At 68.5% G+C, this 21,496-nt stretch carries 21 protein-coding genes; 11 read left to right on the forward strand and 10 right to left on the reverse strand.

Annotation, left to right across the window (positions count from 1 at the left end):
• Entirely contained in the window at positions 1–732 is a 732-nt protein-coding gene (locus tag Bsp3421_RS01185; protein WP_273995393.1) for a response regulator transcription factor, read from the forward strand.
• A 173-nt stretch (positions 733–905) separates the two neighbouring features.
• Here the strand turns inward: Bsp3421_RS01185 and Bsp3421_RS01190 are convergent, their stop codons facing one another.
• Both Bsp3421_RS01190 and Bsp3421_RS01195 read right to left on the reverse strand, forming a co-directional pair.
• The gene (locus Bsp3421_RS01190) at positions 906–1,193 is read right to left on the reverse strand and encodes a hypothetical protein (RefSeq protein ID WP_273995394.1); all 288 of its coding nucleotides are present in this window, start codon (positions 1,191–1,193) and stop codon (positions 906–908) included.
• 50 nt (positions 1,194–1,243) lie between these two features.
• Entirely contained in the window at positions 1,244–1,954 is a 711-nt protein-coding gene (locus Bsp3421_RS01195) for a YadA family autotransporter adhesin (protein ID WP_273995396.1), read from the reverse strand.
• Positions 1,955–2,786: 832 nt separating this feature from the next.
• Here Bsp3421_RS01195 and Bsp3421_RS01200 point away from each other — a divergent pair.
• Entirely contained in the window at positions 2,787–3,110 is a 324-nt protein-coding gene (locus tag Bsp3421_RS01200) for a hypothetical protein (RefSeq protein WP_273995397.1), read from the forward strand.
• Between the two features lie 21 nt (positions 3,111–3,131).
• On the forward strand, positions 3,132–3,530 hold the full coding sequence (locus Bsp3421_RS01205; RefSeq protein WP_273995398.1) for a hypothetical protein: 399 nt from the start codon (positions 3,132–3,134) through the stop codon (positions 3,528–3,530).
• Between the two features lie 77 nt (positions 3,531–3,607).
• On the opposite strand, the gene Bsp3421_RS01210 is transcribed toward Bsp3421_RS01205, so the two are convergent.
• From Bsp3421_RS01210 to Bsp3421_RS01220, 3 genes are all read right to left on the reverse strand, one after another.
• Positions 3,608–4,930, reverse strand: coding sequence for an autotransporter strand-loop-strand O-heptosyltransferase (locus Bsp3421_RS01210; protein ID WP_273995399.1), 1,323 nt, complete (start codon positions 4,928–4,930; stop codon positions 3,608–3,610).
• A 220-nt stretch (positions 4,931–5,150) separates the two neighbouring features.
• Positions 5,151–5,534: a hypothetical protein gene (locus Bsp3421_RS01215; RefSeq protein WP_273995401.1), complete on the reverse strand. Its 384-nt coding sequence runs from the start codon at positions 5,532–5,534 to the stop codon at positions 5,151–5,153.
• 631 nt (positions 5,535–6,165) lie between these two features.
• The gene (locus tag Bsp3421_RS01220; protein ID WP_273995402.1) at positions 6,166–6,846 is read right to left on the reverse strand and encodes a helix-turn-helix transcriptional regulator; all 681 of its coding nucleotides are present in this window, start codon (positions 6,844–6,846) and stop codon (positions 6,166–6,168) included.
• A gap of 475 nt (positions 6,847–7,321) precedes the next feature.
• Here Bsp3421_RS01220 and Bsp3421_RS01225 point away from each other — a divergent pair, with 475 nt between their 5' ends.
• The 7 genes from Bsp3421_RS01225 to Bsp3421_RS01255 all read left to right on the forward strand — a co-directional run bounded on the left by Bsp3421_RS01225 (position 7,322) and on the right by Bsp3421_RS01255 (position 16,769).
• A complete protein-coding gene (locus Bsp3421_RS01225) occupies positions 7,322–8,377 on the forward strand; it encodes a deoxyribonuclease II family protein (RefSeq protein ID WP_273995403.1) in 1,056 nt (351 codons plus the stop codon).
• 79 nt (positions 8,378–8,456) lie between these two features.
• Positions 8,457–11,417, forward strand: coding sequence for a phosphorylase family protein (locus tag Bsp3421_RS01230; protein WP_273995404.1), 2,961 nt, complete (start codon positions 8,457–8,459; stop codon positions 11,415–11,417).
• Positions 11,414–12,196, forward strand: a complete 783-nt coding sequence (locus Bsp3421_RS01235) for a hypothetical protein (RefSeq protein ID WP_273995405.1) — start codon at positions 11,414–11,416, stop codon at positions 12,194–12,196. The genes Bsp3421_RS01230 and Bsp3421_RS01235 overlap by 4 nt, the downstream gene beginning before the upstream one ends.
• Positions 12,193–12,990 (forward strand): hypothetical protein, encoded by a 798-nt coding sequence (locus Bsp3421_RS01240; RefSeq protein ID WP_273995406.1) that lies wholly within the window; start codon positions 12,193–12,195, stop codon positions 12,988–12,990. Before Bsp3421_RS01235 ends, Bsp3421_RS01240 begins: the two co-directional genes overlap by 4 nt.
• Complete coding sequence (locus tag Bsp3421_RS01245) at positions 12,987–14,624, forward strand: metallophosphoesterase family protein (RefSeq protein ID WP_273995407.1); 1,638 nt, start codon at positions 12,987–12,989, stop codon at positions 14,622–14,624. The genes Bsp3421_RS01240 and Bsp3421_RS01245 overlap by 4 nt, the downstream gene beginning before the upstream one ends.
• Before the next feature lie 43 nt (positions 14,625–14,667).
• Positions 14,668–15,597, forward strand: coding sequence for a hypothetical protein (locus Bsp3421_RS01250; protein ID WP_273995408.1), 930 nt, complete (start codon positions 14,668–14,670; stop codon positions 15,595–15,597).
• Between the two features lie 23 nt (positions 15,598–15,620).
• Positions 15,621–16,769 (forward strand): ferritin-like domain-containing protein, encoded by a 1,149-nt coding sequence (locus Bsp3421_RS01255; RefSeq protein ID WP_273995409.1) that lies wholly within the window; start codon positions 15,621–15,623, stop codon positions 16,767–16,769.
• Between the two features lie 126 nt (positions 16,770–16,895).
• On the opposite strand, the gene Bsp3421_RS01260 is transcribed toward Bsp3421_RS01255, so the two are convergent.
• Positions 16,896–17,912 (reverse strand): 1-aminocyclopropane-1-carboxylate deaminase, encoded by a 1,017-nt coding sequence (locus tag Bsp3421_RS01260; protein ID WP_273995410.1) that lies wholly within the window; start codon positions 17,910–17,912, stop codon positions 16,896–16,898.
• 198 nt (positions 17,913–18,110) lie between these two features.
• Here Bsp3421_RS01260 and Bsp3421_RS01265 point away from each other — a divergent pair, with 198 nt between their 5' ends.
• Positions 18,111–18,611, forward strand: coding sequence for an Lrp/AsnC family transcriptional regulator (locus Bsp3421_RS01265; protein WP_273995411.1), 501 nt, complete (start codon positions 18,111–18,113; stop codon positions 18,609–18,611).
• 287 nt (positions 18,612–18,898) lie between these two features.
• Here the strand turns inward: Bsp3421_RS01265 and Bsp3421_RS01270 are convergent, their stop codons facing one another.
• The 4 genes from Bsp3421_RS01270 to bufB are packed head-to-tail and all read right to left on the reverse strand — an operon-like array spanning position 18,899 to position 21,439.
• Positions 18,899–19,189, reverse strand: a complete 291-nt coding sequence (locus tag Bsp3421_RS01270) for a hypothetical protein (RefSeq protein ID WP_273995413.1) — start codon at positions 19,187–19,189, stop codon at positions 18,899–18,901.
• 57 nt (positions 19,190–19,246) lie between these two features.
• Positions 19,247–19,756, reverse strand: a complete 510-nt coding sequence (locus tag Bsp3421_RS01275; RefSeq protein WP_273995414.1) for a DoxX family protein — start codon at positions 19,754–19,756, stop codon at positions 19,247–19,249.
• A gap of 5 nt (positions 19,757–19,761) precedes the next feature.
• On the reverse strand, positions 19,762–20,553 hold the full coding sequence (locus Bsp3421_RS01280; protein WP_273995417.1) for an HvfC/BufC N-terminal domain-containing protein: 792 nt from the start codon (positions 20,551–20,553) through the stop codon (positions 19,762–19,764).
• A complete protein-coding gene (bufB, locus tag Bsp3421_RS01285) occupies positions 20,543–21,439 on the reverse strand; it encodes an MNIO family bufferin maturase (RefSeq protein WP_273995655.1) in 897 nt (298 codons plus the stop codon). The genes Bsp3421_RS01280 and bufB overlap by 11 nt, the downstream gene beginning before the upstream one ends.
• Positions 21,440–21,496: the final 57 nt, after the last annotated feature.

Genomic DNA, 21,496 nt, shown 5'->3' on the forward strand with positions numbered 1-21,496 from the left:
ATGGATACGATGAAAATGGCGGCCGTGCTCGTCGTCGAGGATGAGGCGCCGATGCGGCGCCTGCTTTGCCACTACCTCGCGGGTCACGGGATGACCGTGGACGGCGTCGGGACCGCGGCCGACGCGGTCGCTTCGGTGGCGCGGCGCGACTACGACATGGTGCTGCTCGATCTCGGCCTGCCCGACGGCGACGGCATCGACATCCTGCTGGGCTGGCGCGATTCGTATCGCTTTCCGCTCATCTGCCTGACGGGCCGCAACGAGGAAGCGGATCGCATCATGGGCCTCGAGTTCGGCGCGGACGATTATCTGGCGAAGCCCTATTCGCTGCGCGAGGTGCTGGCCCGCATGCGCGCGCTGTGGCGGCGGACCGGGCCGTCCGCGACGCCGGTGCGCAGCAGGCGTCCGCGCGCGTACCAGTTCGACGGCTGGACCCTGGACCTGGAGACGCGGCGTCTGTCGTCGCGCGACGCGCGGGAGGTGCCGCTGACCGTCAGCGAGTTCAACCTGCTCGCATGTTTCCTCGGTTCGCCGTCGCGCATCGTCACGCGCACCCAGTTGCTCGAATGCACGCGTGCGTGCGACGACGTGTTCGATCGGGCCATCGATATGCAGATCTGGCGCCTGCGCCGGAAGATCGAGCGCAATCCGAAGCAGCCGGCGCTGATCCGCACCGAACGCGGCATCGGCTATTACTTCGGCGCGCAGAAGGTGGAGACGTTATGGGCGTGACGGCGTGTCCGCGCGCGGGGCGATGCGGCGCGCGCTGCGCCTGATACGTCTGACGCGTCTGACGCGTCTGACGCGCTGACCGGCGCGGAGGGGGATCTGCGGAGACGGCCGGCTCTCGCCCGCCGCGACGACGTGGAGCCATCGATGCGCGAGTGCGCTGGAGCGGCGACGCGTCACGTGAGCAGGGTCGGGGCGTCGACGCGCGGCGGAGCCTCGATCGTGTCGAAGAGGCCCCAGCCGTGCTGGATATGGCCGTCGTTGCATGGCCCTTCCATCGAACGGAGCGTGTCGTTGAACTCGTCCATGTAGATGGGCCGCTGCGCCGTGGCCGACGCATCGCTGGCGACGTCGGGCGGACCGCCGCGCGCCGCGTCGGGGGCGGCGCGTTCGCAGCCGCCCAGGCCGACGGCCGACGCGACGAGCGCGGCGAGCATCCAGGGAAGGGGGCGGGATGGCGTCATGGGGTATGCCTTCTTGACAGGGTTCGAGGGGGGCCGTGCGCGGGCGGCGATCACCATTGCCAGCTCATTCCGATGCCGACCGTGTTGCCGCCGGCGCTCAGCGCGACGCCGGCCTTGATCTTGAGGTTCTCGCCGATGCGCGCGGTGCCGCCGAGCGCAACGGCGCGATGGCCCTTGTAGACCGCGCCGCCCACGCCGATCGACAGGGTCTTGTCGCGATCGACGTCGGGCAGCATCGCCAGCGCGGCCGCGCCGGCGACGCCGGAATAGGCGTTGCGCGCCGTCTCGGTGATGCTGTGTTGCAGGTCGCCGAGGCGTTGCTCGGTATAGGTGCGCGCGTTCGACATGGCCGCGCCGAGCTGCGCGACATTCACGGCGTCGGTGCCGTGCGTGCCCGCGGCGATGTGCGCAATCTGGCGTTCGTCGCCGGGCCGACCGACGGAGACCGTGTTGTCGCGGTCCGCGACCGCGCCCGCGCCGAGCGCGACGGCGCGCTGCCCGGAGGCGTGCGCGTCCGCGCCCAGGGCGAGCGAGCGCGCGCCATCCGCGCGTGCATGCCGCCCGCCCGCGAAGGCGTCCTGTGCCCCGGCGCTTGCATGCGCGCCGACGGCGATCGCGTGCTCGCCTGTCGCCGAGGGCGGCCCGGAGGTCGAGTGGATCGCAACGAACGACGTGGCGTCGCGCGCCGGTGCGGCGGGTTGGGAGGCAGCCGACGGCGCGGGCGACGGGGCGGTGCGCGGGCTTCGCCGCCACGATGGCACCCGCGGCGGATCGCGCAGGACGAAGGCGGGGCGTCCCGCCGCGGGGGCGACGGGCGGCGAGGCGGCCGGAGTGGTCGTGGCGGAGGCCGGCAGTGGCGAGGGCGGATCGGGCCATGCGGGTGAAGGCGGCAGTTCGGCTCCGCTTGGCGCGGGAGGCGGCGCGGGGCTGTGCGGTGACGCGTCCGGCGTGTTGGCCGCGGATGCGTGCAAGGGCGACGGGGAATCGGGCCAAGGGGATGCAGACGGCAGTCCGGAACCGCGCGACGCGGGAGGCGGCATGGCGTTGTGCGGTGACGCGTCCGGCGTGTTGGTCGCGGATGCGTGCAAGGGCGACGGGGGATCGGGCCAAGGGGATGCAGGCGGCAGTTCGGAACCGCGCGACGCGGGAGGCGGCATGGCGTTGTGCGGTGACGCGTCCGGCGTGTTGGTCGCGGATGCGTGCAAGGGCGACGGGGGATCGGGCCAAGGGGATGCAGGCGGCAGTCCGGAACCGCGCGACGCGGGAGGCGGCATGGCGTTGTGCGGTGACGCGTCCGGCGTGTTGGCCGCGGATGCGTGCAAGGGTGACGGGGGATCGGGCCAAGGAGATGCAGGCGGCAGTCCGGAACCGCGCGACGCGGGAGGCGGCATGGCGTTGTGCGGTGACGCGTCCGGCGTGTTGGCCGCGGATGCGTGCAAGGGTGACGGGGGATCGGGCCAAGGAGATGCAGGCGGCAGTCCGGAACCGCTCGACGCGGGAGGCGGCATGGGACTGTGGATCGACGCGGCGGGCGTGTTGGCTACGGACGCATGCAGGGACGAAGGCGGATCGGGCCAAGCAGGCGGAGGCGGCATGGGACTGTGGATCGACGCGGCGGGCGTGTTGGCTACGGACGCATGCAGGGACGAAGGCGGATCGGGCCAAGCAGGCGGAGGCGGCACGGGGCTGTGGATCGACGCGACGGGCGTGTTGACCACGGTTGCATGCACGGACGGCGGGCGTCCGGACCCGCCCGGCAGGGGCGGCGGCACGGGGGCGCGATGCGAAGCGGCCGGCGTCGTGACCACGGACGCGTGTGCGGGCGACGGGGAATCGGGCGGGAACGTCGCGGGGGCCGGGGACGGCCGCCCCGATCCGGTCGGCGGCTGCGTGAAGGCGTGCGGCGACGCGGGGTGAGGAGAGGCAGGCCCGTGGGGCGTGTGTCTCGACGGCGGCGGCGAGGACGCGGGGTCCTCGCTGTCGAACCATCCCGGATCGATCGGCGACCCGGGGGTCGAGGGCGTCGAGGGCATTGAGGGTTCGAGGAACTCACGGCGCGACTCGAGCGCGTTCCGCAGCACGCTGGCCAGATCATGGGATGCGGGCGGCACGCGGGTTGCCGGCCTGGATCCGGGCTGCGCGCTGTTCACCGGTCGCAAGGCGACGCCGCCCCGGATGGCCGCGAGCAGATCCGCGCGCGGATCGCCGGGCCCGGGGACGACGGCGCACGCGTCGGCCGCGAAGCCGAGCGCCAGCGGCGCGATGGACGAACAGACGAGGCGCGCGAGCCGTCGCGATCGAGGGGGTGAAGCGGCGCGCCTCGTGCCTGCTTCGTGACGGGAGAAAGAACAGCAGCGATATCTCATGGCGATGGGATGAAGCGAAAGGGGCGGGGCGAGGGACGGTTCCGGCACTCAGCAGGCGATGCCGGGAATCGCGCGCAGCACGTGCTTGACCTGCTCGACGCTGATGAGCCGCGCGCATTCGAACTGGCGCAGGGTTCCCGCGTGGCGCGGGCACGACGACGGGTCGGCTTCGTCGAACGCCGCGCCGGGATCGTTCCAGCAGCTGTTGCAGGCGTGTCCGTTCATGACCCGGTGGGCCGTGCCGAACTCGCTGACCGGGTGGGTGACGCCGCCGATCAGCACGGTCGGCGTGCCGACCGCCCACGCGAGCCAGGGCAGGTCGCCCGGCACGCCGATGAAGCATTCGGCATGGCGCAGCCAGCGCGCACGTTCGACCCACGGCAGGTCGGGTGGCAAGCCGTGCGCGTAGCGCGCGAGCACGCTGCTTTCGTCCACGAGGGCGGGCGACGGGGAATCGATGCAGACGACGTCGTAGCCGGCGTCCGTCAGGCACCGCAGCAACGCGTGCCAGCCTCCCGGCCGTTCCCAGCGCGCGGCGCGCCACGCGCTTTGCGCGGCGACGCAGACATAGCGGCGCGCGAGCGGTCGGCTGTCGTGCGCGAGCGCGATGCGCGGCGGCGTTTCACGCGGCTCGACGCCGAGCATGTACGCGGCGCTGCGATGCATGCCGACGAGCTGCGGCGGGCTCGGCTGATAGGCGTGCGCCTGCGCGCCGCCGAAGCGCCCGAGCCGATAGGTCGCGTAGTACTGCTCGGGCCTGACGTCATCGGGCGTCACGAATGCGATGTCGGGATAGCCGGGCTTCAACAGCGCAAGCAAGGGTTCCGGCATCGAGCAGGTGAGCCGGCAGTGGTGCCGACGCTGGAACTGCACCGCATAGCTGAACCAGCCGAGGGCTTCGCCGGGACGGTCCGCCTGGAACTGCATCAGCACCGGCTTGTCGCGCGCGTCGAACCGGTGTTCGAACACGCGCCGCGCCCCCGCGTCGATTTCGATCGAGAACGGCACGAAATGCTTTTTCGTGCTCGTGACCTGGCCCGCGCCGATGCGCGTGTCGAACAGCATCGTGTCGGTCTGCCCATCGCGAAGGCGCACGGTCCATTCCCCGTCCGGCAACGCGATGCGGCAACCGTCATTGAAATCGAAGCGCATCCCGTCGAAGCCCGTCCAGGTCGGGAGGTCGGGCGGGGCCACGAAGCGTCGGGTGTCCGCCGGTTCGGGAGCGGGGGCGGCTGCGGGCGGCGGGGCACAGGTGCGCGGATCGTGTACGGGCGGAGCATAGGGGCCGGCGGGCAACATCGGGCCGGATACCGTGATCTTCGGCGCGCGGGGCGCACCGTGCCCGTCGGCATAGGAGAGAGATCCGTACATGGTCATGATCGTGTCAGGAAAGAAACGTCGCGACGAGGCGGGACGTGCGACCGGCGCGGCGTGTAGCAGCGGGCGGTCGTTCGGTGCGGGCGCATGCGGTGAGCGTTCATGGCGGTGTTCGGTACGATTCGGATGACTGACGGATGGCGTGACACAGCGGCGCGGATCGGTGCAGGCCGCGTTCGTGCATCGGATCGATGAAGCATGGGCCGCGATTATTTCAGGTGGACGCCGCGTCCGCGTCGGGTAAATCACCGATATCCGGTGCGCGGCGTCGGTCGCGTGGCGCGGACGTGCGCGACAGCGCAGCACGGCAGCGTGCGCCGCATCGTCGGAAGCGGGAAAGCGGGTTGTCGAGGCGTGGCGGCATTCGCGAGGGAATCCGCCTGGGGGGACGAGCCTTCGCCTGATCGATCAGCGTGATATTCGGCGGCCCGGCTTCCTTGCCGGGCTGGTGGAGGATCGGCCCGGCCGCCGAATCTCCCGGTGCCGCCCGGATTCGCGGCAGGCGCCGGTGTTCCGGCGCCGCGTCGGGCAAGACATCACGGAACGGCCCAACCGGGCCGTCGACGGCTTCGGCGTGGTCGCGCCGATAGGGCGGCAATACAGATGCCTCCGCCGATACGGGCGGCCTCCTTTCCGTGAAACGAGGTCAATCCCCAGACAAGGCCGGCAAGCTATCGAGAAATTCAGTGATGCGATATAGATCGGCCGACGTTGAAATATACCTGTAGCGTTTATTCGCATAAACGGGAGGCGCGCCGTCACATGGATCCAGCAGGCGGGGGAGGCAGGGCGTTGAGTCGATGAGTGTCTTCAGCGCGATGCAGGCGGCGTTATCCATCACAACGATCAGATCGTCGATGTGTGATCTGACTGCTGCGTAGCGTTTTTGCCTGATCAGGCTGGCAAGCGTATCCGTGCTCGACGCGCCAGTTGCCTCGTCATCCGCGAACTCCGTGCTGTCGTGCGAGTGGAAAGGCAGCGCGCGTTCCAGCGCCTGTGCGCACTGTTCCGGTATATTTCATCTCGATCCCGTCGGGCCGGGTTCCCGGTCCCTGGTGATGCTCACGCTTGTCGTTGGCGTGGATTTTGATGCATCGCCGTTCGAGACAAGGCGCTTCATTCAATGCGTTAGCTGGAGATCGGGCGGATTTTACGAATGCCGGCCAATCCTCGCGCTTGCGATGTGGCGGTGCGATCGAGGACGGATCGGCAACCGCGAAATACGCGATTCAACCCGCTTGCCCCCTCGCGCCGGATCGGAAATCCCGGGGCGAACCGCCTACGATTCGTTTGAAAGCGTGGCTGAATGCGTTGTCGGAATCGTAGCCCGGCGATTGCGCGACCACGGACACGGACGCATCCGAACGGCGCAACATCCGTATCGCGAGCTGCATGCGCCAGCGCAGCACGTATTCCAGCGGGCCGAAACTCATCTGTTGCTTGAAGCGGGCCGCAAGCGTCGAGCGCGAGAGATGGCAGCATGCCGCGAGATCGGCGACGGTCCAGCGCCGCGCGGGTTCGTCGTGGATCGCCGCGAGCGCCGTCGCGATGCGCGGGTCGGTGACCGCCGCGAGCCAGGTGGCCTCGCTGTGCGCGTGAGCGTCCGCGTGGAGCCGCAGGATTTGCACCAGCATCATGTGCACGAGATGACGAACCATCAGGGGAGCGCCGATCGAGGTCGCGCCGAATTCCTGCGCGAGCCGCTGCAGCGCCCAGCGCAGCACCGTTGCCGGTTCCGAACGGCCGTTCACGATCACGACCGGGGGCTTGTCTGCGGCGTGCCGGCCGCCTTTGGGGAAAAGCGACGCATGCCGCCAGGGCGGGCAAGGCTGGGTCGAGCGCCTCGGTGGCCAACGGCGGCCGCGCCGCCCTGGCCGATGAGATGAATCGCGTGGCGGATACAGCGACATTTCAAATATATATTCTCACTCAAAAACCGTAAAAATATTGAAAGAAAAATACGGAAAATTGAGCGTGATATTAAATTACATAGGCAACTACTTAGCACGCGTTGCGGTTCGGAGAATGAAATTCTTACCCTTTTTATTAGCGTGTCCTATGCTGATTCGACAAGAGCGAAGCGATCCCGCAATACGTGATTTCATTGCCTGAAAATGATCATTAGGCAATGAAAAAGCCATTAAAAATAGATTGGAGACGGTATTCGACGAAGCGCAATCCCATGCATAGGGCGACGAGCGAATGAACGCAACGGCGTAGGCCGGCATGCGCGGGGCGGCTGTGTGTCCGAGCATGCCGGACCTGGCGTCGCGCACCGGCCCCGCGCGACGATCGCGCGCGCCCGGAATACTGGAAAGAGCGGCGCGCCGTCGTACCGGACGCCGATTGCCGCATCGGCGGCGTCATGATGCAACGGGGAACACCATGAGCATTTCAGCGCGCGACGAACAGAATCAGCCGGTCGATCTGTGGTTTGCCTACAAGGTGCCGAAGCTCGTGGGCAGCGCGGACAGCGCGGGCGCCACCGGCTACGAGTACGCGTATTACGACCGTACGGTCGGCGCGCTCGCGAAATCGCCGAACCTGATGAACGACAAGCAGGGCGCGCTGTTCTACACGCTCGACGCGGTGTTCGGCAATCCGGCCGGCACGTTCGGCTGGGTGCTCTACAACGACGAGATGCCGTCCAGCGCGGATCGCAGCAACAACGACACGCTCGGCCACACGAAGGGCATCATCGCCTTCGACACCGCATCGGATTCCGCCTTCTGGCTGCTCCATTCGTGGCCGAAGTACGCGAGCCCGTCCGAACCCGGCGTGCCGACGCCGATCTACGGCCAGACCTTCATGTGCCTGAGCCTCGATCTCGCGACGGCGGGCAAGCTGGCGGCGCAGATGGCGCTGAACCAGCAGCCGCAGGTGTACCTGCCGCGCACCGCGAACCTGCCGGCCGATCATCCGCTGTACGTGCTCACGCAGCCGCTCAGCGTATCGACGCCCGGCGATTCGAGCGTGGTGCCGCTCAGTACGCGCGGCGGCGTGCCGTTCACGGTGATCGCGAAGAACCGCAATTGGGGCAAGGATTTCTGGAACGCTCTCGTCGGCCCCACGTTGGACGCCACCATGAACGTCGAAACCTGGATCCGCGGCAAGATCCCGCCGATCCTCGACAGCGACGGCGTGCACAAGACCTTCGACATCAAGTACATCGATCTGCGCAAGCTCGGCGCGCCGTGGGCCTGGCCGGAAACCCAGGATCATGCGAAGTGGGGCATCACCACGACCGGCAACTGGGTGTGTGTCGGCGACATCAACCGGATGGTGTCGCAGGAGAAGCGCGGCGGCGGCACGATCGCGCTCCAGGACCCGGTGCTGTGGACGGCGCTGTCGCAGACGGACCTGATCATTCCGCCGCCGGGCAGAACCCGCGCGCAGGCGCTCGCGATGATCCAGGCGACGCACGCCGCGCCGGCGGCCTAGCCGCGCCCGTCGCGCGTGCCGCCCCGCCGCTCCTGCCGCGCCGCCCAACCCGCTGTCCTCTTCTTCCCGGAGCCTCGCCATGAATGCGAATCCCGTGCCGGACACGCCCGCGTCGATCCTGACCCGCCACACCGACGTCGTGCCCGAGGTCGTGCCGCGCGCGAGCCCGAGCCTGCCGCCCATCGACTGGCGCAGGATCGGCCAGCAGGCGCCGGCGCGCATCGCGTCGGGCGCGCGCACGCCGTACGATCCGCTGCCGCGCGCCGACATCGTGATCATCACCTGGACGAGCGCCGAGTGGTTCGCGCTCGATCACGTGTTCGTGAACAGCGACACGGTAGGCGACGCCTCGCAGTACGGCTGGCGCGACGGCTGGCTGCCGTACTGCCGGGGCGCGTCCGGGTATGCGGCCGACGCGCAGTCGGGCGCGCTGTGGGGGCTGTTCCAGATGGTGCGGATCGTCGACCGGTCGGGGCGACCCTGGAACGTGCTGCTGTTCAAGTCGAATGCGCATCTCGCGCATGCGCCCTGGCTGGACGGCCTCGCGGCGATGGTCCGCTGCATCGTCGAGGATGCGCGGCCGGACCGCCTCTATACGATCGGCACGGCGGGCGGGGCGCGCGCCGATCAGCGGCTCGGCGATACGGTCGTCGCGAACGCGACGCTGCTCGAACTGCAGCGGCCCCAGAACACGACGAGCCCCGACGACGGCAACATGGCGCGCTGCCCGACCTGGTATCCGTCGACGGCGCTGGTCGGCGCCGTGGAGCGCGAGCTGCTGTTCCGGATGAACGAGGTCGTGACGCAGCAGTCGCTGCAGCGCCTGTTCGACCAGTTGAAGGCGCAGCATCCGAACGATCCGGGATTGAGCGAGCTGACGCTCGCGGATCTGCTCAACGACGCGCTGCGGCCGGAGTGTCTGGGCGCGCCGGCGATCCGGCCGCTCAAGGACACGCCGCTCCTCACGACGGATTTCTACTACATCGCGGAGGGCCGCCGCGCGGATGCGTACGCGTGCCTGGAGATGGACGACGCGATCATCGCGCAGGAGGCGAACCGGCTCGGCGTGCGCTTTGCGTGCGTGCGCAACATCTCGGACCCGGTCGTTCCGAACCGCACCCGGCACGGCGCGCCGATCGCCGACGCCACCCGCGCCGACTGGTCGGGGCTGATCTACACGACGTTCGGCACGCATACCAGCTACAACGGCGCGCTGGCCGCGTGGGCGACGATCGCGGGCGAAGGCTCGGCGGTCTACAACCCGAGCCGCAGTCCCGCGCGGCACGCGGCGTCTCACGATGCGCACGCGCAGGATCCGCTTGAAGTCCAGCTGGCGTTCCAGGTGCGCGCATGCGGCACCTGCTCGTTCTTCTGGCCCGAGGATCTGAAGCAGCGCACCTACGGCCCCTATACGGCGTTCGATTTCGACGTCGAGCAGCCGTACGCGGCGAGCGGCGGCTACGGCGGGGCGTCGCGCTGGGTGCAGGGCCGCACGCGGCCGCCCGCGTTCCCGAACGGCGAGGTGATCGACGGCTGCCGCAAGGCGCCGATCATGACGATCGGCATCAATCCGAACCTGACCGCGTTCCTGCCGGGCCAGACGGGCGCGGCATGGTGCTATCCGGATTTCTCGTCCGACGACGACACCAGCGCGTGGGCGAAGTACGCGTGGTACTACCGCTACCGGACCGTCTACCAGGAGAAGCTGGATCTCGACTTCGTGCGGCGCTTCCTGCTCCCCGAAGGGCAGGTCGTCGCGCCGCGCGGCGGCGTGGTGACGGCGGCGCTTCGCCCGGACGCGAGCGCGGCCTGGACCATCACGGTGCGCTACGACGGCGACGCCGTCGATACGGTGGTCGCCGTGCCGGGCAGGCAGGGCGCGTTTCCGTATGTCCTGCTGTTCGATCCGTACCCGCCGCGCAACCGCTTCGAGAAAGGCGACGTGCTCGTCGCGCAGGTCTCGGTGCCCGAGGGCATCCAGGTCGACGTGTTGCAGCAGCCGCAGGGCTACTACATGCAGTTCGTCCCGGTGCTCGACCAGTTCGAGGGCGTGCTGCGGCATGCGGGGCATCCGGGCGCGTCGCTGCGCGTCGGCGAGGACGTCTGCCAGCTGGACATGGTCGCGTGCGCGTCGCCGCACTGGAACGCGGGCTTTCTCGGCGGCAGCCCCGCGAGCATCGCGACCATCGTCGACAACTGCGTGAGCCGCAACGCGTGGGCGATCAAGCAGATCGTGCAGACGCGGCCGGCGGTGCTGTACGTGGTCAGCCAGTCGAGCTGGAACATGTTCTATTCGGCGTTCGGCGCGCACGTGAAGCGCGATCCGCCGATCTCGACGCATCCGGCCGACAAGGATTTCACGCTGCTGCGCGAAACCACCGATCCGGCGCATCCGGCCTATCTCGACATCGACGCGACGATCGACGGCCAGCGCTACCAGAACCGCACGCGGCTCGTCATCACGCCGCACTTCTCGTACAACAGCAACTTTCTGGCGCAGTACCGGCTGAGTCCGACCGACTGGGCGGCGTTCGCGCAGGCGCAGCCGGCCTGCGTCGCCGCGCTCGTGCCGGCCAACGGCTTCACGGTCGTGCCGCCCGATCCCCACTACCCGAATGACTACACCGCGATCCAGCTGCCGGCCGACACCGATGCGGCGGCCGCGGCGCGCGCCTGGCTCGCGCATCAGTACCCGGACGCCTACCGCGCGCTCGCGCCTGGCTATGTCGAACCGCACGCGCTGATGGCGTCGGTGCTGGCGGATATGTACGCGCACGGTCAGCTCGCCTGGCAGGACACCGCGACGGGCGGCTATCTGGGCCGCACGCAGGGGTCGTGTCAGTTCTGCGTGAACCGGCACTGGCAGTTCCTCGGCGAATGCCGCTACGGCAAGACCAGCGAGACGCCGCCGCCGGCCGGCTGGCTCGCGAAAGTCGCCGAGTCGGTCGTCAAGACCGGCAGGCCGGCGGTGCCGTTCGCCGCCGCCGCGCTGCGCCCGGACGGGCCGGCCACCGTTGCGGAATCGGGAGAAGCGCAATGAACGGACAGGATCTTGCCGCCCCGCGGGCCGTCGCGCCCGACGCGGTGCGGGTATGGCGCGGCTTCCGGCTGCCGGCGCTGGCGCTCGACCAGTTCATGAACAAGCTCGGCACGGTGTTCGTGCCGGCCACCGTGAAGATGCAGATCGACGCGGGCCTGTGCGCGTACGCGCCGACGGTGCCGGCCGGGCTGCCGGGCAAGCCCGATGCGGTGCCCGACGAGACGGCGATCCTGTTCTGGGCGTCGCAGTCGACGTACTGGAACGGCTTCACCCGGCTCGCGGTGCGCACCTACACGCTGACGCACGGCGGCGTGTATCTGACGCAGGACAACCAGAGCCGCGCCGATTTCCCGGTCCGGTTCGCCGGTTCGCTCACGGCCGATCAACCGGTGTATCTGTTCGACCAGCCGGCCGACTGGATGCACGGCGCGGTCCGGCATGTGGTGGCGGCGCGTCCGGCCGCCGTCGATCCCGCGTCGTTCCGCGCGTCGGTCGCGAAGGCGCTGACCGAGATCCGCAACGGCGTCCCGCTCGACGGCGCGATCGCGTGCGCGGGCGACGACTACCTCGTGTACTGGGAGCTGGGGCCGGTCGCGGTGGGCGCCGCGCAGGGCGCCACCGGCGTGCCGCTGCTGCAGCCGCTGCTGAGCGGCTGGAACGCCGCGTTCGCGCCGGCGCCGACCTTCCTGCCGATCGGGCTGTGGGACGAATGGGCGGGCATGGACGTGCGCGCGGGCAGCAGCTTCAACCTTCAGTTCGAACGGGAAGCACGCGGATGAACACGCCCCGGGAATCCTTCCCCGTCGCGCCCGACGCGGTGTACGTGTGGCGCGGCTTCCGGTCTCCCGCGCTCGGCTACGCGCAGTTCGCGCAGTTTCTCGGCAGCGTGTTCGTGCCCGCCTGCGCGTTGCTGCAACCGCCCGTCGGCCTGCGCGCCTACCTGCCCGCGATGGTGCCGCAGGACGGCAAGCCGCCCGCCGTGCCCGACCAGACCGCGCTGATGTTCTGGGCGACGCCGCAGTCGCACGATCGCGCGGAGAAGGCGATCGCGGTGCGGATCTACCAGAACCTGCACGGCGACGTGTACGACATGGCGCGCAGCAAACTGCCGGAAGTGCCGGTCGCCTTGGGCGGCGCGCTGCAGGCCGAACAGCCGTACTTCCTGCTTGAGCGGCCGGCCGACTGGATGATCGGCAGCGTCGGGCACGTGGTGGGCGCGCGCCGCGTGGATCTGAGCGCGGCCGACTTCCTGACGGCGGCCTTTGCGTGGGCGTCGGCGCTGCGCGCGCAGCCGCCCGAAGGCATCGACGGCGCGCTCGTGTGCTGCGGCAACGACTACGCGGTCGCGTGGGCGCACAGCCCGAGCGCGCAGGCGCAGCCCGGCGCGGCCCTCGACGGGCTTGCCGCGCTGACGACGCCGGTGCTGCGCGCGGCCGCGCGGCCGCTCGCGCTGCCGGCGGGGCTGTGGGACGACTGGCCGGGACTCGACCTGACGCAGGACAGCTGCCTGAACCTGCAGTTTCCGCGCCCGCGCGCCTCGCGCGCCGCGCCGCGCGAACCGGAGGCGCGATGAAGCCGATCGAACATTTCGAGGCGCCGCATCTCGCGCTGTGGAAGTCGTGCGTGGCCGAGGTGCTGGCGCGCTCGCTGGATGCGGCGCGCGATCCCGCCGCCGCGATCGACTGCGGGCATCCGCTCGTCGACGCCACCGACCGCTACTGTCGCGCGATGCACGACAACCTGCCGCTCGATGCGCCGGCGGCGGACAGCGACGACGAAGCGGCGGTGCAGGCCTATCTGTCGTACCTGCATCACCGGCGCGCGCATGCGCGCATCGCCGGCGCGGCCGACCTCGAGCGCGACCTGGAACAGCAGACGCAGCAGTACAAGTTCGGCAATCCGCTGTGGCAGCAGATGTATGTGCAGTACTACAAGTATTACTGGCAGTACCCGTTCCACAAGGGCGGCGAGCCGCAGTACCGGTCGTGGCAGGCGCCCGGCCCCGGCAACGGCGACCTGGGCTACGGCGTGATCGAGTGGCGGCTGCCGTCGCGCGCGCGGATCGCGATCGTCGGCGACATCGGCACCGGCACGGACGTCGCCGCCGCGGTGCTGGTCGCCGCGCTGAAGTTCGAGCCCGACGCGATCCTGCATCTCGGCGACGTCTATTTCTCCGGCACCCATTTCGAGACCGAGCATCGGCTGGTCGGTCTGGTGCGCGCGGTGCTGCGCGGCGCGCGGCGGCGCGTGCCGTTCTTCACGGTGCCGGGCAATCACGAGTATTTCACGGGCGCGGTCGCGTACCTGCAGGCGCTCGATTCCGGCGCGCTGATCGACCAGCCCGCGCAGCGGCAGGCCGCGAGCTATTTCTGCCTGCGCAGCGCCGACGACGGCTGGCAGTTTCTCGGCCTCGACACCGGCTATCACGGGCACTACATGAACGTCGCGGCCTCGGCGCAGCAGGCGACGCTCGATCGGCTGCACATCGGCCCGGTCGAGACGGCGGGCGCGGCGGCGAGCCCGCACTGGCCCACCGACGTCAATCCGTACTTCCGCCGCGCGTCGCGCGCCGACCTGCCGCGCCGCGACACCACCGCGCCGGACGATCAGGTGTTCGTGCGCCCCGACGAGGTCGCCTGGCATCTCGACAAGCTCACGCGCTTCCCCGGCCGTTCGATCCTGCTGTCGCATCACCAGCTGTATTCGGCGCTCGACGTGTGCGGCATCGCGCAGCGGCCGTTGGCGGGATCGAGCGCGCCGGACCCGGCCGACTTCAACCGCGCGTGGGTGGACACCGCGCTGTGGCGGCAGTTCGGCGCGATGTTCGGCGACCGGGTGGCCGCGTGGCTCTGGGGCCACGAGCACAATCTCGGCATTTTCGCGGACGGCTATCGGCCGGCCGACTGGCCGACGGGCGAGGGCGACGCCGAGGGCGAGGCCGCGCAGATCTTCAAGGCGCTGCCCAAGGGGCGCTGCGCGGGCCACAGCGCGATCCCCGTCCAGGCGGGCGAGGCGCCCTACGCGCAGAAATTCCCGGTGCCGCTGCAACGGCCGGACCTGACGCTCGGCCTGACGGACGGCTGGTACAACCGTGGCTTCCAGCTGCTCGAGCTGGCGGGCGCGGGACAGCCCGCCCGGCTCAGCTATTTCCAGATCGAAGGCGCGGACCCCGCGCCCCTGCCGATTTACGTCGAATCGATCGCCTGAGCCGACGCGGCGCGATCGGTCATTGCCAGAGGAGCGCATGCATATGAGCAGCATCTATTCGATCAGTCCCGTCAAGGGATCGGACCAGGTGGCGCTGGAACAGGTGTGGAACGGCGCGCAGCTGCCCGCGGGCTACAGCGGCTTCACGGTGCTGCGGACCGGCGGGCGGAGCCATCTGATCGCCTACGACAAGGCGACGCAGAAGACCGACGCGTACGCCTTGACCGGGCGCGCGCCGTGGGTGAGCGCCGTCGATGCGGCGCTCGATCTGTCGGGCGGCCCGTGGGACAGCCTCGACACCTTCGTGCTGGGCAACGTCCCCTACCTGCTCACATACCGAGCGGACACCGGCACGTTCGGCTTCTTCACGGTCAAGGACGGCCTCGCGACCTCGCCGCCGTATACGTTCGCGCTGCCGCGCAACACGCCCACGCACCACTTCACCAACGTCGCGCCGTATACGTCGCTCGGCCAGCAATACCTGCTCGGCTACGACGCGGACACCGGACAGGTCGCCAACTTCAGCGTCGCCGTGACGCCGGTCTCGAAGGACGGCGTGCCGCCGCTGCTCGCGCTCAACGTCTGGTATCACCAGTGGGCGAAAGGCTGGACGCAGTTCTCGTTGTTCCAGCTCGGCGGCGCCAACTTCTTCTTCAAGATCAACACGGCCAAGCTCAACGTCAACATCGACCACATCCAGGACAATCCCGCGCTCGGCACCGTCGAGGTCGGCAGCTATCTGCAGGATCAGTTGCCCGACGCGCTGCGCATCAGCAGCGCCGCGTGCGTGCCGTGGGCGCACGGCGAGCCGTATCTGATCACCTACATCGCGCAGGACGGCACGACGGCCGTCTATCGGATCCACGCGGACTGCCTCGGCTGGACCCGGGCAGGCTCGGCCGCGACGCCGGCGGGGGCGGCCCGCGTCGTGCCGTACCGGCTCGACGACACCGCCTACGCACTGTTCTATTGACGCCGACCGACAGGAGACCCGCCATGAACCCGAGCACCGTATCGCCGGCCGATCGCGACCTGGCCTGGATCAAGGCCGCGCTGCAGAGCGCCATCGAACTCGAATACTCGACCTTGCCGCTCTATCTGTCCGCGATGTTCTCGCTCGAAGTGCAGAACTATTCCGCGTACAACGCGATCCGCAGCGTCGTGATGGAGGAGATGGTGCACATGGCCATCGTGTCCAACCTGCTCGCGGCGCTGGGTGGCACGCCGCAGTTTCGCGGCATCCGCATCGACTATCCGGTGCAGGGCCTGCCGGGCGGCGCGGAACCCGATCTCACGGTCGGCCTCGCGCGATACGCGAAGCCGCAGCTGCAGAATTTCATGCGGATCGAGATGCCCGCGTTCCTGCTCAAGCAACTCGGGCGCGCCGAGACCTACCCGACGATCGCGGCGTTCTACGCGGGCATCCGCGACGCGGTCGGTCGCAATGCCGACGCGGTGCGGGCCGCCGTGAAGGCGGGCGGGACCTCCAACCAGGTGGGTGACGATATCGGCTTCGCGACGGTGACGTACTCGCCCGACGCCGATCCCGTCGAGGCGTTTCATGCGGGCATCGACGAGATTCTTCAGCAGGGCGAAGGAGCGGGCAGGGGCGACGTGCTGACGCCCGGTGTGTTCGAAGGAGAAAAGTCGCACTACGCGCGCTTCGCCGAGTTGTACTACGGCGCGTGCTATCAGGCACCGGTGCCGCCGGTGCCGTTCGACCGGCACACCGAGCCGCGCTTCTTCGCCGGCGCCCCGCTCGCTGCGCCGGTGGTCGTCAACACACTCGCGGTGCCGCGCGACGGCTACGCGGCGCTGCTCGCGCTCGATCCGAACCAGGCCGCGGTGAGCGCCGATCTCGAGGCGTTCGATACGGGATTCTCGACGATACTCGCCACGCTCGACGTCGTGTGGAACGGCCCCGCGGGCGGCTCGTGGAAATCGCTCGGCGCGGCGGTGCACGGGATGGTGGATCTGCGGGTGCTGTCGTGCTTCAACATCCTGCGCCATCCGGTGCCGGCGGCGGCGCTGGCGCGGCTGGACACGCTGTATCCGGACGAGATCGCGTTCCTGCGAACCTATACCGATCTGTCGAAGCCGGTGTTCTACGGCCCGCGCTTCCGCAACGTGAATGCGCCGGCTTAGGGCCACGCCGGCCCGGGGCGGCGGAGGATCTCCGGGCGGGCAGACCGTGCCGAGGATGACGGGCGCCGTCGCGCCGCCCGCCTGCGTCTGACGATCCGCGCGCGCCGGATCGCAATCGGGCGCGCGTCACCCGTCGCGGAAAATCGCCGCGTAGGCGCTCAGCGCGGGCACCCCGCCCAGGTGGGCATACAGCACCTTCGCGCCCGCCTCGAATTCCCCGCGCCGCACCTTGTCGATCATCCCGTGCATCGATTTCCCTTCATACACGGGATCGGTCAGCACGCCTTCGAGTCGCGCGCACAGCCGGATCGCCTCCAGCGTGCCGTCGTTCGGCAAGCCGTATTCGGGGCCGGCATAGCGCGTATCGAGCACGACGTCCTGCGCGTCGATCCGGCGGCCGAGTTCCACGAGGTCAGCCGTATGCTGCGCGATGCGCGTGATCTGCGCATGGGTTTTCTCCGGCGTCGCCGATGCGTCGATCCCGATCACGCGGTTCGCGCGCCCGTCGGCCGCGAAGCCGACGACCATCCCCGCCTGCGTGCTGCCCGTCACCGAGCAGACGACGACGTAGTCGAACCTGAAGCCGAGTTCGGCTTCCTGCCGGCGGACTTCCTCGGCGAAGCCGACGAAGCCCAGGCCGCCGAGCGGATGCTCGGAGCAGCCGGCCGGCACCGGATACGGCTTGCCGCCCGCCCGCCGCACGCTGTCCATCGCTTCTTCCCAGCTGCGGCGGATACCGATGTCGAAGCCGTCCGGCGCGAGCCGCACGTCGGCGCCCATCATGCGCGACAGCTGGATGTTGCCGACCCGGTCGTACACGGGATCGTCGTAGTTGACCCAGTGCTCCTGCACGAGCACGCATTTCATCCCGAGATGCGCGGCGACGGCCGCGACCTGCCGCGTCTGGTTCGACTGGACGCCGCCGATCGAGACGAGCGTGTCCGCGCCCTGTGCGAGCGCGTCGGGGATCAGGTATTCGAGCTTGCGGGTCTTGTTGCCGCCGAACGCGAGGCCGCTGTTGCAGTCTTCGCGCTTCGCGTACAGCTCGACCTTGCCGCCGAGGTGCGCGCTCAGGCGCTTGAGCGGCTGGATCGGCGTCGGTCCGAACGTCAGCGGGTAACGGGGGAAGCGGTGCAGGTTCATCGAATCGGTCTCCGGAAAGGCGGGCTGAGCACGGAAAGCGGTGGGTTCGGAAGGCGCTGGCGCGCCGTCTCCCGATGCAAAAATGATAGGCGTGCGAGCGCGAAATGAGCTTGCGAAATGAATATCGTCGGCCTACGTTGATGAACGTCGATATGACCAATGACGCAATATGCATTCACCTCACGGGAGGAAAACCTAATGAAATTAGGCAGAAGGACGAGGGCGGCGCCCGGAGCCGTACCTGGGCTCGATCGCATCGATCGCGCGATCCTCAAGCAGCTCCAGGCGGACGCGTCGATCTCGAACGTGAGCCTGGCCGCCAAGGTGAAGCTGAGCGCGCCGGCGTGCCTGCGGCGCGTCGAGCGGCTCAAGGAGATGGGCATGATCCGCGGGATCGTCGCGCTGCTCGACCCGAAGCCGCTCGGCGCCGGCATGCTCGTCGTGATCGGCTTCGTGCTCGATCGCTCGACGCCGGAAGCGTTCGCCGCATTCGAGAAGGCCGCGCAGAAAGTGTCGGGATGCGTCGAATGCCACGTCGTGACCGGCGAGTTCGACTATTTCATGCTGGTGCGCACGCGCGACAACGCGAGCTTCAACCGGCTGCACGCGGAGCAGCTCCTCTACCTGCCCGGCGTGCGGCAGGTGCGGTCGTTCATGGTGCTCAAGGAGATCCTGTCGACGCATGCGCTGCCGGTATAGCGCAAGACGGCATCGTTGCAACGTCCGCGTGTGTGCATGGAAGCATGCGCATCGCGACGATTTTCGCTTGATCAGCGCGGCTGCGGGATCGATGGTCGTCAAGGCGATGCGGTGCGGTAGGGGGCAATGAGGCAAAGTGCATCGGTCGCGCAGCGGCGCGGCGTCCCTACGCCGACTGCGGCGGAGCCGGGGCCTCAAGCGGCCAGCGGTCATCGCTGGTCGTTGAGGCCGTGCCGTGTGGACGGAAATCGCCCGATGCCGGGGCGACGTTTCAGGCCGATGCAGCGTCAATGGCCCTTGTACAGCTCAAGCAATTGATTCTGCATCCGCATCATTTCATGGTTGTAGTCCATTTCCATTTTGGCCATCGCGTCTTCGTGGTCCATTTTCATCTGCATCATTTTTTGCTGGATCGTGATTGCCTGGGCCCGCTGATCAGGCGTCAGCTTTTCCATCATCATGCCCCAGTCGGGCCCGTACATGCCTCCGCGCCCGATTCCTCCGTCCGCGTGGGCCACGCCCGTCACCATGCACAACGCCACCATGCCGGCCGACACCAAACCTTTGACTGTGTTCATATTGCCTCCGATTGTTGGAACTGCGACCTACTCACCACACCATCACGCCCGCTCACGTCAGCGTCGCGACTCAGGGGTTGCGCGCGCCAGCACGTGATCGATCGAGATCGCGCCCGGTCCCCATGCCACGATGGCCAGCGCCATCGCTGCCCAGGTAATGTGAATCGGCCAGCCGTCCGGAATGGTCAGCTCGATGACGCATGTCATCAGAAACAGGCCCGCGGCTGCAAACCGGGTACCGAAGCCGAGCATCAACAGAACGGGAAAGCCGACCTCGCCGCAGGCCGACAGGAAGGCCACGACGGCCGGCGCCGGAAACGGATAGGGGCCGCCTGGAAGATGCAGCTGAAATTCATCGGTGAAGAGGGCGATCGCCGTGTCGTTCAATTGAAGAAAGCCATGCCACTTGAGGATGCCGGACTTCCAGAACGGCACGGACAAGGCAAGGCGCAGTACAAGCTGTGTCAGCCACGGCCGCGCAAGCTGCCCGATCCAATCGCTGGATTTTCCGATCGTCACGGCAAGACGAACGGCCAAGGCGGGCTTCGTTTCCGGTTGGTTGGACATCACGCTCAGTCTCCAGGTTGAATGGCGGTAAATACGCCGGATGAAATCATGTCCGTCAGGTTGGCCGCGAGATCGAAACAGGGCGTTTCGTCGAGCGCCGCGGCCACGGCGGCGCCCAGCGATTCGCCTGCGATCAGGGCGCTCAGAAAAGCGGCGCCGCCGGCCGGCAGGCGGAACACCGAGACGTCCTGGTCCGGTCGGGTGACGAGCGCGTCTTCCCGGTCGCTCGAACACAGCGGCTCGACCGGCCCGCTCCGGCGGTTCATCGTGAAGATGGCGACGGCCGGGTAGGCGGACCGAATGATGCGGGTCGCGGGGTGCGCGACGAAGCAGACGTCAGCCAGGCGTTCGGGCGCGATGGCTTCGAATGCCCGAGGCGGCACAACCGGTCGATCGGCCGCGTGATATGCGTCGAGCCACGCCCGTTCGATGCGCGCGACATCCGCGAGCCAGGGCATGTCCTGCGCGTATTCGTAGGCGTCGATGAAATCCGGAAAGCCGCGCCCATACTCGAACAGCAACGGCGAACTCGGCGGTGTCGCGCGAGCGTAGAAGCGGGCCAGCGCCCGGAAGAACGTGTCGCCCGTGATGCGCTGAACCGCCGGATATACTGCGGCAAGCGTGTCGATGAGGCTCACGATGACGTTGTTGCGGTAGACGTTGTAGCGTTTGACGACGTTCTTCCCCGCTGCGGCGCGCAGCTCCGCCGGCGCCTCGGCGGCAGGGTCGATCAGGCCGCGTGCGAAAGCCGCCGCAAATCCCGTCGCGTTCGCGGATGCCCGGTTGTCACGTCTCATCGTGTTCACCTGCAGTCGTCGGGATGGGATGCTTGTGCATGAGCTGGCGTGCCGCGAGCGCCTGCGATTGCAATACCGGCCATGCGGGAACCTTGCTGTCCCACTCGACCAGGGTCGGGACCGGGCCCGTCCGAGCGATGACGTTTTCATAGAGCGACCACACCGGGCTCGCCACCGCGCAGTCATGGCTATCGATCAGCAACGGTTCGCCTTCATCGTCGGTTTGCTCGGTATGACCCGCCAGATGAATTTCGCCGACGCGCCCAAGCGGGAACGCATCCAGATAGGCCGCGGCGGAATAGCCGTGGTTCGTCGCGGAAACGAATACGTTGTTGACGTCCAGCAGCAATCCGCAGCCGGTGCGTCGCGCCACCGATGCGATGAATTCCGTCTCGCTCATCGTCGACGACGAAAACGCGACATAGGTGGCCGGGTTCTCGAGCAGGATCGGACGTCGAATCGCTTCCTGGACCTCGTCGATATGCCGGCATACTCTCGCGAGCGTCTCCGCTGTATACGGCAGCGGGAGCAGGTCGTTGAAGAACGTGCCGGCATGCGTCGACCAGGCCAGATGCTCGGAGACGAGCGCCGGCTCGCAGCGCGCAATCAGGTCGCGAAAACGCGCCAGGTGCGGTTGGTCCAGCGGCTCGCTTCCGCCTATCGACATGCCCACGCCGTGAATCGAAAGCGGGTAGGCGTCGCGGATGCGGGCCAGGGCGCGATGCGGGGGACCGCCGGCGCCCATGTAATTCTCGGCGTGCACTTCGAAGAAACTGTCGTTGGTACGGTCAGCCAGGATGGCCGCGAGATGCTCGTGCTTGAAACTGGTGCCGATCCATCCCGCGGCGTCCGTTGCCGGGCGACGGGGAAGCGTGTCAGGGCGCATTGCCGCAAAGTGGATGAATTCGCTCATCGCCGTCCCCGTATGCCGCGCAGGCGGTGA

Origin of the sequence: Burkholderia sp. FERM BP-3421 (genome assembly GCF_028657905.1) — a bacterium.
Lineage (GTDB): Bacteria > Pseudomonadota > Gammaproteobacteria > Burkholderiales > Burkholderiaceae > Burkholderia.

Excerpts from the sequence above, each read along its gene's own strand:
- Bsp3421_RS01185 (WP_273995393.1), top strand. The coding sequence starts at position 1 with ATGGATACGATGAAAATGGCGGCCGTGCTCGTCGTCGAGGATGAGGCG.
- Bsp3421_RS01190 (WP_273995394.1), bottom strand. The coding sequence starts at position 1,193 with ATGACGCCATCCCGCCCCCTTCCCTGGATGCTCGCCGCGCTCGTCGCG.
- Bsp3421_RS01200 (WP_273995397.1), top strand. The coding sequence starts at position 2,787 with ATGGGACTGTGGATCGACGCGGCGGGCGTGTTGGCTACGGACGCATGC.
- Bsp3421_RS01210 (WP_273995399.1), bottom strand. The coding sequence starts at position 4,930 with ATGTACGGATCTCTCTCCTATGCCGACGGGCACGGTGCGCCCCGCGCG.
- Bsp3421_RS01220 (WP_273995402.1), bottom strand. The coding sequence starts at position 6,846 with ATGTCGCTGTATCCGCCACGCGATTCATCTCATCGGCCAGGGCGGCGC.
- Bsp3421_RS01225 (WP_273995403.1), top strand. The coding sequence starts at position 7,322 with ATGAGCATTTCAGCGCGCGACGAACAGAATCAGCCGGTCGATCTGTGG.
- Bsp3421_RS01230 (WP_273995404.1), top strand. The coding sequence starts at position 8,457 with ATGAATGCGAATCCCGTGCCGGACACGCCCGCGTCGATCCTGACCCGC.
- Bsp3421_RS01235 (WP_273995405.1), top strand. The coding sequence starts at position 11,414 with ATGAACGGACAGGATCTTGCCGCCCCGCGGGCCGTCGCGCCCGACGCG.
- Bsp3421_RS01240 (WP_273995406.1), top strand. The coding sequence starts at position 12,193 with ATGAACACGCCCCGGGAATCCTTCCCCGTCGCGCCCGACGCGGTGTAC.
- Bsp3421_RS01245 (WP_273995407.1), top strand. The coding sequence starts at position 12,987 with ATGAAGCCGATCGAACATTTCGAGGCGCCGCATCTCGCGCTGTGGAAG.
- Bsp3421_RS01250 (WP_273995408.1), top strand. The coding sequence starts at position 14,668 with ATGAGCAGCATCTATTCGATCAGTCCCGTCAAGGGATCGGACCAGGTG.
- Bsp3421_RS01255 (WP_273995409.1), top strand. The coding sequence starts at position 15,621 with ATGAACCCGAGCACCGTATCGCCGGCCGATCGCGACCTGGCCTGGATC.
- Bsp3421_RS01260 (WP_273995410.1), bottom strand. The coding sequence starts at position 17,912 with ATGAACCTGCACCGCTTCCCCCGTTACCCGCTGACGTTCGGACCGACG.
- Bsp3421_RS01265 (WP_273995411.1), top strand. The coding sequence starts at position 18,111 with ATGAAATTAGGCAGAAGGACGAGGGCGGCGCCCGGAGCCGTACCTGGG.
- Bsp3421_RS01270 (WP_273995413.1), bottom strand. The coding sequence starts at position 19,189 with ATGAACACAGTCAAAGGTTTGGTGTCGGCCGGCATGGTGGCGTTGTGC.
- Bsp3421_RS01275 (WP_273995414.1), bottom strand. The coding sequence starts at position 19,756 with ATGTCCAACCAACCGGAAACGAAGCCCGCCTTGGCCGTTCGTCTTGCC.
- Bsp3421_RS01280 (WP_273995417.1), bottom strand. The coding sequence starts at position 20,553 with ATGAGACGTGACAACCGGGCATCCGCGAACGCGACGGGATTTGCGGCG.
- bufB (WP_273995655.1), bottom strand. The coding sequence starts at position 21,439 with ATGCGCCCTGACACGCTTCCCCGTCGCCCGGCAACGGACGCCGCGGGA.